At 41.9% G+C, this 12345-nt stretch carries 8 protein-coding genes and 1 riboswitch; all 8 genes read left to right on the top strand.

Going from position 1 to position 12345, the window contains the following annotated elements:
• Positions 1 to 8 precede the first annotated feature (8 nt).
• The gene (locus KDU71_RS04800) at positions 9 to 1694 is read left to right on the top strand and encodes a SusD/RagB family nutrient-binding outer membrane lipoprotein (protein ID WP_212188774.1); all 1686 of its coding nucleotides are present in this window, start codon (positions 9 to 11) and stop codon (positions 1692 to 1694) included.
• 162 nt (positions 1695 to 1856) lie between these two features.
• On the top strand, positions 1857 to 2888 hold the full coding sequence (gene tdh, locus KDU71_RS04795) for an L-threonine 3-dehydrogenase (protein ID WP_244828194.1): 1032 nt from the start codon (positions 1857 to 1859) through the stop codon (positions 2886 to 2888).
• Between the two features lie 107 nt (positions 2889 to 2995).
• The gene (locus KDU71_RS04790) at positions 2996 to 4195 is read left to right on the top strand and encodes a hypothetical protein (protein WP_212188773.1); all 1200 of its coding nucleotides are present in this window, start codon (positions 2996 to 2998) and stop codon (positions 4193 to 4195) included.
• 17 nt (positions 4196 to 4212) lie between these two features.
• On the top strand, positions 4213 to 6180 hold the full coding sequence (locus KDU71_RS04785) for a dipeptidyl-peptidase 3 family protein (RefSeq protein ID WP_212188772.1): 1968 nt from the start codon (positions 4213 to 4215) through the stop codon (positions 6178 to 6180).
• Between the two features lie 43 nt (positions 6181 to 6223).
• Positions 6224 to 6424: riboswitch (cobalamin riboswitch) on the top strand.
• Complete coding sequence (locus KDU71_RS04780) at positions 6413 to 7591, top strand: ABC transporter substrate-binding protein (RefSeq protein WP_212188771.1); 1179 nt, start codon at positions 6413 to 6415, stop codon at positions 7589 to 7591. Its footprint overlaps the riboswitch before it by 12 nt.
• A gap of 2 nt (positions 7592 to 7593) precedes the next feature.
• Positions 7594 to 8640 carry an iron ABC transporter permease gene (locus KDU71_RS04775; RefSeq protein WP_212188770.1) on the top strand — a complete coding sequence of 349 codons (1047 nt, stop codon included), beginning with the start codon at positions 7594 to 7596 and terminating at the stop codon, positions 8638 to 8640.
• Positions 8633 to 9646 carry an ABC transporter ATP-binding protein gene (locus KDU71_RS04770; RefSeq protein WP_244828192.1) on the top strand — a complete coding sequence of 338 codons (1014 nt, stop codon included), beginning with the start codon at positions 8633 to 8635 and terminating at the stop codon, positions 9644 to 9646. Before KDU71_RS04775 ends, KDU71_RS04770 begins: the two co-directional genes overlap by 8 nt.
• Before the next feature lie 1177 nt (positions 9647 to 10823).
• Positions 10824 to 12287: a sulfatase family protein gene (locus KDU71_RS04765; protein ID WP_212188768.1), complete on the top strand. Its 1464-nt coding sequence runs from the start codon at positions 10824 to 10826 to the stop codon at positions 12285 to 12287.
• The last annotated feature ends 58 nt before the right edge of the window (positions 12288 to 12345 follow it).

The following is a 12345-nucleotide window of genomic DNA, read 5'->3' as shown; positions in this document are numbered from 1 at the left end:
GTTGAATTATGAAAGTATATAATTTATTAATAATTGCATTATTATTGAGCTTAGTGGGTGCTTGTACTGATAAGTTTGAAGAATTTAATCAGGATCCTTCAGCTATAACAGGCGAAAATATTGAAGCGAAATATTTTATCACTAAGGCTCAAGTAAATTTAATCGCACCAAATCGCTATCCATATTGGCGTGGTCAATTGATACATGCAGATCGTTATGCCGGTCAGTTTTGTTTCGGTTTTAATGGTTCTTGGTGGAGTGATGCTCTAGGTTATAGTTATAGTGGAGGCTATACTAATGCTACTTGGGATTATTTTGAAGGCTATACGGGCACTCTGGTTACCTATCTCCAAATTACTGGAGAAGGAGGTGATAGAGAGAATCCATTAGCATATGCTGTTGGTTTGGTTATGCGTAGTCTTTACTTTATGTATTTTACAGATACTTTTGGAGAAATACCCTATAGTGAAACAGGTAGTTTAGATGTATTACTTCCAAAGTTTGATACGCAGAAAGATATTTATTCAGGAATGATCACTGATCTGACTCTAGCTATTGAAACAATTGGTAGTGCAACTACTACTGGTGAATTAAATGAAGATCTTGGTGAAAATGATTTATTCTTTGGAGGCGACCTTCAAAAGTGGAAGGCCCTTGCTAACACATTAAAATTACGTCTTGCATTAAGGGCAAATGGTGCTGAAGGTGATAATTTTTCCTCACCTGCTATCACTGAGGCTATGGGAGGTTCCTTTTTGGAAGATTTTGAAGACAATGCTTTGTTGCCAAAGGATAATGTAATTAGCCAATGGAATAGTGCGGCATATGGTGATGTTTGGCATAACTTTGGTGGATATGGTTCAAAATGGACTGTAAGCAAGTATGTTATTAATTATTTGCAAGATAATGCTGATCCTCGCTTAGAAAAATATGCCAAGCCAGCTCCTGGTGGTGAGATAACAATACCTCAGCCAGAATCAGATGATGATGCTTTATATGCAAAACGAAGAGATTTTATTCTCGCAAATCTTGATGAAGCTGGTGCAGTTTATACCACAAGTACAAATGAAAATGGAGAAACAGTTGTTACCATAGATGTAGATACGTATTACATTGGCCAACCTCCTCGCTTGAATGGTGAAATGTATGATTATAATCGAAGGGAGTTTTATAGTATGCCGGCTGACTATATTGTCGCACCTAAAAATGAGTCAGTACCAATTGCACCTGAAGTAGTTGTGTCGTCTGCTGATGCATATTTTATGCGAGCGGAAGCTGTAGTTAAAGGATTTGTGACTGGAGATGCTAATGCTTTGTATCGTAGTGGATTGGAGCAGGCTATGTTGCTTTGGGGTGTTGCTCCTGATGATATTACAACATTTTTGGCAGACTCACCAATGGCCAACCTAACTGGGGCTAATGATGAAGAGATGATCGCTATACAGCGTTGGTTAATTAATTATACAGAAGGTTTTGAAGCATGGGCAATTGTTCGCGATACAGGCTTTCCGACTGAGCTAGCTGCAGGTGTTGATGATCCTGATATTTATGGAATGGGAGATCTTAATGGAAAATATCCGCAAAGAATGCGTTATGGTACTAATGCATATACAACTAATGGAGATAACTTGGAAGAGGCTCTTGAGCGTCAAGGAGTGGACTTACAAGCGACTACTCTTTGGTGGGCTAAATAACTAAACCTAAAATAATCGTTCCAAAAGGCTGGCAAACGTGCCGGCCTTTATTTATTTTACAAATCTGATAATAATCATAGGTGCAATTCAAATACCTTTTGCACATTTGTTATTTAGATTAAAAATAGATAGGAATATAATTACACGCTAAAAAATAAGACAATGACAACGATGAAAGCACTTGTAAAATCAAAAGCCGAAAAAGGTATTTGGTTAGAAGAAGTGAAGATTCCCGAAATTGGACCTAATGATGTATTAATCAAGGTGTCTAAGTCGGCCATTTGTGGAACAGATCTGCACATTTATAAGTGGGATGAATGGGCTCAAAACACCATTCCTGTAGGCATGACCATTGGTCATGAGTATGTGGGCCATGTGGCAAAGTTAGGTAGCGAAGTGACTGAGTTTAAAGAGGGTGATCGCGTAACCGGTGAAGGCCATATCGCATGTGGTCATTGTCGAAACTGTCGTCGGGGCCGTCAGCATATCTGCGAAAAAACTGTAGGCATTGGTGTTAATATCGATGGTTCATTTGCTGAATATGTAAAGGTGCCTTCAGCCAATGTGATGAAGATCAATGCATCTATTCCAGATGAGGTTCTGGCAATTATGGATCCATTTGGTAATGCTACACACACAGCTTTATCATTTCCATTAATTGGCGAAGATGTTTTAATAACTGGTTCAGGCCTAATCGGCAGTATGGCTGTTGCTGTGGCTAAGTTTGCCGGAGCACGTTATGTAGTAGCTACCGAAACAAATGAATTCAGAGCTGAATTAGCCCGTAAGATGGGAGCTACCCGTGTAGTTAATCCAATTACTGAGAACCTTCGTGATGTAATGGATGACCTGGGAATGATTGGTTTTGATATTGGTTTGGAGTGTTCAGGTGCGCCTGCAGCATTTAATCAACTGGTTGAGCACATGTATAATTCAGGAAAGATTTCATTGTTAGGGATTTTACCATCTACTACACAGGTTGATTGGAACAGAATTATATTCAAAGGGCTCACATTGAAAGGTATTTACGGTCGCGAAATGTATGAAACCTGGTATCACATGGAACAAATGTTGATGTCTGGACTTGACTTGTCACCAATTATTACACATCAGTATAGCATCAACGATTTCCAGAAAGGTTTTGATGTAATGGAAGAAGGTAATTGCGGAAAAGTGCTTCTTAACTGGGACTAAGGCAATAAAGAAATATTTTATGAAGGCAGTCGTATGGCTGCCTTTTTTATTGCCATAGCTAGTCATCATTTATTTTTAAATTTGTGTAGTTAATCAAAAACAGCACGATGATTAGACAATTCTCACTACTGGTATTAATAATGTTTTCGATCAATCTATTTGCTCAAGAATCAAAAGAGTGGGCAGAACGGCTGAACGCATTGGAAGTTAAATTGGATCCTAACAACAAACGATTTGAGTTGCAGGAACTCAATAAAGCACTTCACAGTATTTGGAAATCGGATACTGAGCTTAACGAGATAATGCGTCATACGAAGAAGTTACAAGTGGTCAAATCAGAGGATCTGGAGATGGTAGTTGTAGCTTTTGGTACAAATACTTACAGTGGAGTATATCAATTAGAATGGTTGGTTAATTATGCTGGAAAAACCTGGAGCTATAGTGAGGAAGTGCAAATAACTGAGGCAAAAAGTAATGTCTCGTTAATCATTAATATCGCACAAAAGCAGGAAGACATCTACAGTGTTTCCATACATCGAGGAAAGAAGCAACTAATCAATGCATCGGATTTGGTAACCAAAGGTTTGTTTGAACATTTGCAAATGTTGACCGAAGATACGCAAAAGGATTCTCTCAATAACATTATTGAGAAACGGCTCATGCGCTTATGGACTGATAAGGAGTACTATGAAAATGGATTTTCACAACTGAAACGCATGAAAACCTTACATTCAAAAGATGGGCGTGTGAAGGTGTGTACTTACAACATCCAAAAGAAAGATTTTAAGCAACATTTCTATGGAGCTGTTATTATTAACGATGAAAGCATAATTGTTAAACCTTTAATTGATACATCGGACAAAATAAAATCACCTGAACGCTCTACTTTATCAGATAAAAAATGGTACGGAGCGCTTTATCTCGACATAATTGAAAATCAGAGTGGCAATCAAACCTATTATACGCTTATTGGCTACAAAGGGCACGATGAGTTTATGAAAAGACGCGTTTTGGATGTCTTAATTGTTCAGAATAACCGGATTCGTTTTGGCGCTCCGATATTTAAAACCGATAGGTTAACGCGTAACAGAATTGTATTTGAGTATTCGGCAAAAGCTACTATGATGCTGCGTTACGATACCAATCAAAAGATGATTGTTTTTGATAACCTCGAACCGGCGGATCCGATGTTTAGAGGCGTTTACCAATATTATGGACCCGATTTTTCATACAATGCATTTAAATTTAGTAAGGGAGTTTGGGAACTGAAAAAAGATATTGACTTGCGTAACCCCAAGCGACAATAGTTAAAATATAAAATGTAATGGCAAGCAATAATTTTCAATACCAGGTGGAGCAATTTGCCGACCTGCGTATCCTTCGCTACAGAATACCCGGTTTCGATGATTTAGATTTGCAAAAGAAATTGTATATCTATTATCTGTCAGAAGCCGCTTTGGCTGGTCGCGATATCATTTGGGATCAGCATAACGAATATAATCTTTGGCTAAGAGATTGTTTGGATGTGCTTTATTATTCAGTCGACAAGACTGATGATGAATACACTTATTTAGAGATATATTACAAAAGGGTGTTATTCTCCAATGGAATGCATCATCATTATAGCACCGATAAGCTTGTTCCTCAATTTAGCCCAATGAAGCTAAAAACATGGGTGGAAAAGCTATCTGTTCAGCAGCTGGAACATTTGAGATGTAGTTCCCATACAGAGCTATTCGAAAAGCTGGAGCTGTTGCTGTTTAATGAGCAGGCAATGGCCAAGCGTGTGTGTCAGGATGACGATAAAGACCTTATTCTGCACTCGGCCAATAATTTTTACAAAAACCTGACACAGGATGAGGCTGAGAACTTTTACAAGCAGGTAATAGATAAGAACGATGCTCAGCCCGTTTCACACGGACTGAATTCGCGCCTGATAAAACACGGGAATGAGATAAAGGAGGAAGTTTGGTGCATTAATGGTAAATATTCTGCCGCAATAGAGCGGATAGTTCATTACTTGAATAAAGCCGCTGAAGTATGTGAAAATCAGCAACAGCAAAAAGTGATTAAGTTGTTGTGCGACTTCTATACTACAGGCGACCTAAAGCTGTTTGATAACTACAGCATTGAATGGCTCAAAGAGCAGAGCGGAGAAGTTGATTTTATAAATGGCTTTATTGAAGTGTATGGCGACTCTTTGGGTTTTAAAGCTACCTGGGAGAGCCTCGTTAATATCACTGATAAAGAGGAAACAGACAAGGCATCTGTAATAAGTGCCAATGCGCAGTGGTTTGAAGATCATTCGCCAGTGATGGATAATCATCGCAAAGAGCAGGTGAGTGGCGTAAGTATGAAGGTGATTAATGCCATTATGCTTGGTGGTGATTGTTACCCGGCATCGCCATTGGGTATTAATCTGCCCAATGCTGAGTGGATTAGAGAGGTGCATGGCTCCAAGTCGGTATCACTCAACAACATTAGTGAAGCTTATGAGATGGCTTCATTGACATCGGGAGTAATCGAAGAATTTGCCTGTACAAAGGAGGAAATTGAACTTCATAAGAAGTATGGTGCATTGGCCGATCATTTGCATACACATTTGCACGAATGTGTTGGTCATGGTTCTGGAAAGTTGGAGCCGGGTGTGCGTTCCGATGACTTAAAAGCATATGGTTCGGTTATTGAAGAGGCGCGCGCTGATCTGTTTGGCTTGTATTTTATGGCCGATGAAAAAATGATGGAGTTGGACCTTGTGCCAAATATGGATGTGGCCAAAGCGCAATATAATTCCTATATCAGGAATGGTTTGATGGTGCAATTAGCTCGCATCAATAAAGGATCCAATATTGAGCAGGCACACATGCGTAACCGTCAGTTGATTGCTAAATGGGTGTTGGAGCATGGTCAGGCAGAAGAGGTAATAAAACAGCACTCGCGTAATAATAAAACCTACTACCAGGTTAATAACTATGAAAAGCTAAGGCAATTGTTTGGTCAACTGTTGAGAGAGGTGCAACGCATTAAATCGCAGGGTGATTATGAAGCTGCGCGTAAATTGGTTGAAACATATGGTGTAAAGGTTGATAAGCCATTACATGAGGAAGTGCTTAATCGTTATGCCGAACTGCACGTTGCCCCTTACTCCGGTTTTGTCAATCCAAAGCTGGAGCCTCTATTGAATAATAAAGGGGAGGTGGTTGATATCACTGTTTCATACGATGAAAACTTTATTGAGCAAATGATGAGGTATAACCGCGATTATCATTATCTATCGTACTCGATGGTTTAAGTTTTGGCTTATGTATCCGCCCGGTGCGCGATAATAAATGCACTATTTTAAAGGCTTGTCAGCATAAAACACTATTTTTGCACATTATTCAGAAAGGGAATCAGGTTAAATACCTGAGCTGTTCCCGCAGCCGTAATCTGTGCCTGCAACAGGAGCTTTGTTTCAATAACCACTGTCTTTGAATGGATGGGAAGGGGAAGCAAAGAAAGAGAGCCGGAAAACCTGTCTGGTAATGCTATTTATTCAGAATTCTTTCGGAGAAAAAGAGATGATTAGAACTTTCATATCCATAGCTATAGTTGCAGCACTCATGTGGTCCTGCACAGCACGAACCAGCAGCAATAGTAAGCAATCAAGCGTTGCAGAACCTGATAGTACTTATATCCCACATTATGCCAAAGGCTTTGTCATCAATTACTTTGATGGATATAGTCAGATTGTGTTGAACGACCCATGGGGCGATTCGACTAAAACCGAAACCATTGCTTTGGTGAGAGATGAATCGAAGTTAAAAGTCCTTAAAGCACAAAATGATGTTGTATTAAAATACCCGGTGAGCAAATGGGTAGCACTGTCTTCCACCATGGTGAATTATGCGCATGCTTTGGGGGTAAAACACACCATTAAAGGAGTAGCAGAACCACAATATATTGCCGATGACTATTTGCAAGAGGCCATTGCCAGTGGTCAGGTTAAAAACGTAGGATTGGCCGTGGCACCTGATGTTGAAATCATGGTGGATATCGAGCCTGACTTTATGATGGTTTCCCCCTTTAAGGATAATCATTTTATGGCGGTTGAGAGTGCGGGCATTCCTGTTATTACCAATGCCGATTACCTGGAGCATACACCATTGGGGCGTGCCGAATGGCTCGTGTTTGTTGGTGAGTTGCTGGGTGAAGGAAACAATGCAAAACATCAGTTTGAGGCCATCGAAAAGGAGTACTTAGCTGTTAAAGCAAAGGTGAGTCGGGTGGAGGATAAGCCATCTGTCTTTACCGGGCACATCTATCAGGGTATATGGTACACACCTGCCGGCCAGAGTTACATGGCCAACTTCTTTAACGATGCCGGATGTAATTATATCTACAATGATACCGAAGGAACGGGTTCTCTTTCGCTCGATTATGAGACAATAATAGATAAGGCTGAGCATACCGACTTCTGGGTGCTCATTATTAACTACCCAACTGAGGTTACTTATAATGAGATAGAAACGATAGATAAGCGCTACACCGATTTTGATGCTTATAAAAACAAGCAGGTGGTGGTGACTAACTCATCTTACTCCAGGTATTTTGAAAAAGGCCTGTTGCAGCCGCATGTTGTACTAAGCGATTTGGCCCATGCCTTTCATCCTGCATTACTACCCGATTATGAGCCTGTCTATTTTCAACTGATAAACAAGTAGTAATGGAGGAGCACCGGGTAAAGTGGGTATTGGGATTTGGCTTATTGGTAGCCTTACTACTCTTGTTGTTTATGGCGAATATTGGTTTTGGCTCCGTGTCCATTCCATTCGATGATATTTTAAATGTACTATTGGGCGAAAAAGCTTCACGCAGTGCCTATACATCCATTATATTAATGTCGCGCTTACCACAAACGATTACTGCAGTACTGGCTGGAGCCGGATTGGCCGTTGGCGGATTGCAGATGCAGACCTTGTTTCGTAACCCACTGGCCGGACCATCAATTCTTGGCATCAGCAGTGGGGCAGGCCTGGGGGTGGCATTAGTAGTGTTATTTGCCGGAAATATTCTGGGGGTAACCATTAGTGGATATGGTTTGCTCGGTCACATGACGGTGGTAGGAGCTGCGTTTCTGGGTGCTTTTACCATATTGTTGCTCATCGTGTTTTTTGCGCAGGCTTTGCGCGATAATACCATCCTGCTGATTGTGGGAATAATGATAGGCTATGCCGCATCGGCTATTATTGGGGTCATGAAGTTTTACAGTCCCAAGGAAGATGTACACGCCTATGTGATATGGGGCTTAGGTAGTTTCTCAAACGTCAGTTGGGAACATCTGCTCATATTAATTCCAATTGTTTTAATTGGTCTGGTCATGAGTTTGCTATTGATAAAGCCGCTTAATGTACTTCTGTTGGGCGAAAACTATGCCGAAAACCTGGGGATTAATATCCGCAATACAAGGCTTGCTATATTATTTTGTACAGGTATACTGACAGCCGCCATTACTGCTTTTTGCGGACCTATTGCATTCTTAGGATTGGCAGTGCCTCACCTAACAAAGGGATTATTCCGTACCAGCGACCAAAAGGTATTGATGCCTGCTGTTATACTTGCAGGTGCCGTGTTAGCGCTGTTTTGTAACTTAATAGCCCGCTTGCCTGGCTTCGATGGGGCTTTGCCGATTAATGTGGTGACGGGCCTGATAGGTGCACCAATTGTGATATCAGTGATTATTAAACGCCGAAAGATGAATGCCAATGGATAATGCTGTTCTGTTACAATCGAATGATTTAGCTGTTGGTTACAGGCAAGGTGGCAACAAGTCGCTGGTGCTGCATAAGGATATTAATGTGCAGCTGCACCGTGGTGAGTTCGCATGCTTATTGGGGCCCAATGGAGCAGGCAAGTCAACCCTGATAAAAACACTGAGTGGTTTTATTCCTAAAATGGCCGGCAAGGTGTCTGTTAATGGTAAGGCCTTGGCTGATTATAAACGCAATGAACTGGCTAAAGTGGTATCTGTTGTCCTCACTGAGCGATTGCAGATTCCAAACATGACTGTGTTTGATTTGGTGGCTTTAGGTCGCACACCTTATACCGATTTCTTTGGTATGCTTTCTAAACATGATAAGCAACTGGTAAAACAGGCCATTGAAGATGTGGGCCTGAAAGGTTTTATTAATCGCCAGCTGGTGTGCATGAGTGATGGTGAACGCCAAAAGGCGATGATTGCCAAAGCACTGGTGCAGGATACACCTTTGATTATTCTGGATGAGCCAACCGCTTTTCTGGATTTGCCAAGTAAGATTGAGATTGTTCAGCTACTGAAGAAACTGGCTCGCGAACGAAACAGGGCGATTCTGCTGTCCACCCACGATTTGGATTTGGCCTTGCAACTGGCCGATAAAATATGGTTATTGGCACAAGGACGACAGCTGGAAGCCGGAGTGCCCGAAGATTTGGTGCTGGCCAATGGGTTTCGTCGTTTCTTCGAGAAGGAAGGGATACTGTTTGACAACGAAAGTGGCTCGTTTAAGGTGGAGCGCGAGCAAATGAAAACCATCCGGGTGATAGGCAAGGGAGTGGAGTACAAGTGGCTGAGCCATGCCCTTAACCGTACAGGCTACCAAACAACGGTTGAAGAAGGTAATTACCCAAATATTGAGATAGACAGTAATGCCAATAAGGCGTACATACTGCATCAGACCGATGGAAGCCGGCACGCGCTCAGGACCATTGAAGATCTCTTACTACAGATTCGTCAGGAATAGTAATCATTAATATTATTACACCCACAAATTAAATGGTGGCTTTTTACATTGGCTATGTAGTCGGTTAAAAAGCGTCTTGATGAAAATCAAAAAGTCTCTAGATACAATTTTAAAAGTGTCTAGAAGGTTTTTGAAAAGTATCAAGAGCGTTTTGGGAACAATTGACATTTTGTGGACAAAAGTGATTGAGGTTAATTTAATCTAATCCTGAGAAAACAATTTTCATTTCTGTTTTCGACAACAATACTTTTAAGTCTTTCTTACTTATGGGGATGTTCCGGTTGAGGGGTGGCCTGTCTCATTGGCGGGCCGGCGAAGGGGTGAATAATAGATTATTTAGCAGAGCATCAAAGGGGTTTATCCTACTTTGATAGCGATGCTTATAATTTATTAGAGCGCGCGGAAGCATCAATGGGACTAGTCTTTTTGTTTCTTTTTCGGATATGGAAAAAGAAAACCCGTCTGGTAAGACAAAGCTCCTTGAAGCCCAAGACTATGCATAGTCCTGTTAACTAATCACAGCTATAGCTTTTTTTAGGAATTAATGTTACTCCACAACTATTTGAAGTGATTCCCGTTTAATCCATGGGATTTGTATAGGGAGCAAAACCCTGTTTATTGCCTGTTATAGCAATTGTATTTTAAAATGCGCCTTAAGCGCAATTTTAAAAACAACAATGGTAAATGCCGATACATAATCAAAGTGGCTTTAAAACTGAAAGGCATTAAAGGCGCATTTTGATTAGTAAACGGTATTATAGCATGGGTTCTTATTACCCTTCAATCTAACTAAAAGGCAATCCCCCTCATCATTAAATTGTTATAAACCTATACAAACTATCCCCCTTCGCCAAGGGGGAAATCCATTTGAACAATGAATATTGCGCTAAGGCACATGGTGTGCTGAGTTCGTTGCAAAGTAACGGATTCGGAGTGTATGCAATGAGTGGTGCTCAGTGTTTATTGGCGAAAGAACAGAGAGCCATCGTTATGGCGATTCAGAATTACAGATTGATTTTCTATCAATCGTTTTGAGTCGTTTTCGGTATTATTTTGAATCGATTTACTGATATGGCGTATTTTGAACATGACTGACCTTTTCTGAACCGGCATAAAACAACAGGTGTACAGGAGCTGATTATTTTTGTATGACAGTGCATTTACAAGTAATCATACTATGAAAGTATCCAAATCTTATGTTTTTAGCTGGCTCCTGCTTACGCTTGTGAGCCTCACTGCCTGTAAGGACAACAGGCCGCCCAACGTGGTGATTATTTTCACTGATGACCAGGGCTATAACGACCTGTCATGCTACGGGGCCACCGAGTTTGAAACACCGCACATCGACCGGCTGGCTGAAAATGGCATGCGATTTACCAACTTTCATGTGAGCACGGCTGTATGCAGTGCTTCGCGTGCTGCACTGCTTACCGGCTGCTATAACGAGCGCCTTAACGTGCGGGGAGCATACATGCCCTGGGATACGCTTATTGGTTTAAATCCCGATGAGGTGACCATTGCTGACATGCTGAAAGAGCATGGCTATGCAACGGGTATGGTTGGCAAATGGCATTTAGGGCATAATAAGGTATTCTTGCCGCTTCAGCAGGGCTTTGACAAATACTATGGCATCCCTTACTCCAACGATATGTGGCCCGTTGATTACGATGGCATATCTGTGCATGAGAAGGATACTGTTGCCAAGCATTGGAAATTGAAATATCCGCCTCTGCCTATTCTTGAAGGCAATGAAAAGGTGGCGGAGATTCATAACCTCGACGACCAGGCTCAAATAACTACTTTATATACCCATAAGGCCGTTGAGTTTATTCAGCGTCACCAGGCAGAACCATTCTTCTTGTATCTGGCGCACTCCATGCCTCATGTGCCTTTGGCGGTGTCCGATAAGTTTAAAGGTAAAAGTGAACAGGGGCTCTATGGTGATGTGATGATGGAGATAGACTGGTCGGTAGGCCAGGTGATGAAGGCTCTGAAGGACGCTGGTGTTGATGATAATACACTGGTGGTGTTTACAAGTGATAATGGCCCCTGGATGTGTTTTGGTAATCATGCCGGTTCGGCTTACCCCTTGCGCGAAGGGAAAGGTTCGATGTGGGAAGGTGGCCACCGGGTGCCTTGTGTGATGCAATGGCCTGCACAGATAAAAGGCAGGCAGGTAAACGACAAGCTGGCATCGACCATTGATTTGTTGCCGACAATAGCTGCAATAACGGGTGCCAGGTTGCCCGAGAATAAGATTGATGGTGTGGATATCTCTAAACTGCTAAAAGGTAAAGATGTAACGCCGCGTGATGAGTTTTGGGCCTACTACGGCGGCGAACTGCACGCTGTGCGTAAAGGCGACTGGAAGCTCTATTTCCCGCATGAGTATCGCTCATATCGTCAGCACCCTCCGGGAAAGGATGGATTCCCGGGCTGGACCAAACAAATGCCATGCGGCCTGGAGTTGTACAACCTGCAGGATGATATTGAGGAAGCATATAACGTCATTGACCTGCACCCTGATGTAGTAGAGGAGTTAGAGGCGATTGCCAAACAGGCACGTTACGAACTGGGCGACAGGCTGCAAAAAATGGAAGGTCATGAAGTGCGTCCCCTTGGCCGTATTGAGGAGAATTAGTGGAACAGCAAAGCATTTTCCCCTTGGGGAAGTGCCGAAGGCGATGGGGGACTAGACC

It is taken from the genome of Carboxylicivirga sediminis (assembly GCF_018156225.1).
Classification (GTDB): domain Bacteria; phylum Bacteroidota; class Bacteroidia; order Bacteroidales; family Marinilabiliaceae; genus Carboxylicivirga; species Carboxylicivirga sediminis.
This window is presented reverse-complemented; position numbering and strand designations above follow the sequence as displayed.

Bases quoted from the DNA above. Each gene is read 5' to 3' on its own strand.
- KDU71_RS04785 (WP_212188772.1), top strand. From the start codon at position 4,213: ATGGCAAGCAATAATTTTCAATACCAGGTGGAGCAATTTGCCGACCTG.
- KDU71_RS04780 (WP_212188771.1), top strand. From the start codon at position 6,413: ATGCTATTTATTCAGAATTCTTTCGGAGAAAAAGAGATGATTAGAACT.
- KDU71_RS04800 (WP_212188774.1), top strand. From the start codon at position 9: ATGAAAGTATATAATTTATTAATAATTGCATTATTATTGAGCTTAGTG.
- KDU71_RS04765 (WP_212188768.1), top strand. From the start codon at position 10,824: ATGAAAGTATCCAAATCTTATGTTTTTAGCTGGCTCCTGCTTACGCTT.
- KDU71_RS04775 (WP_212188770.1), top strand. From the start codon at position 7,594: ATGGAGGAGCACCGGGTAAAGTGGGTATTGGGATTTGGCTTATTGGTA.
- tdh (WP_244828194.1), top strand. From the start codon at position 1,857: ATGACAACGATGAAAGCACTTGTAAAATCAAAAGCCGAAAAAGGTATT.
- KDU71_RS04790 (WP_212188773.1), top strand. From the start codon at position 2,996: ATGATTAGACAATTCTCACTACTGGTATTAATAATGTTTTCGATCAAT.
- KDU71_RS04770 (WP_244828192.1), top strand. From the start codon at position 8,633: ATGGATAATGCTGTTCTGTTACAATCGAATGATTTAGCTGTTGGTTAC.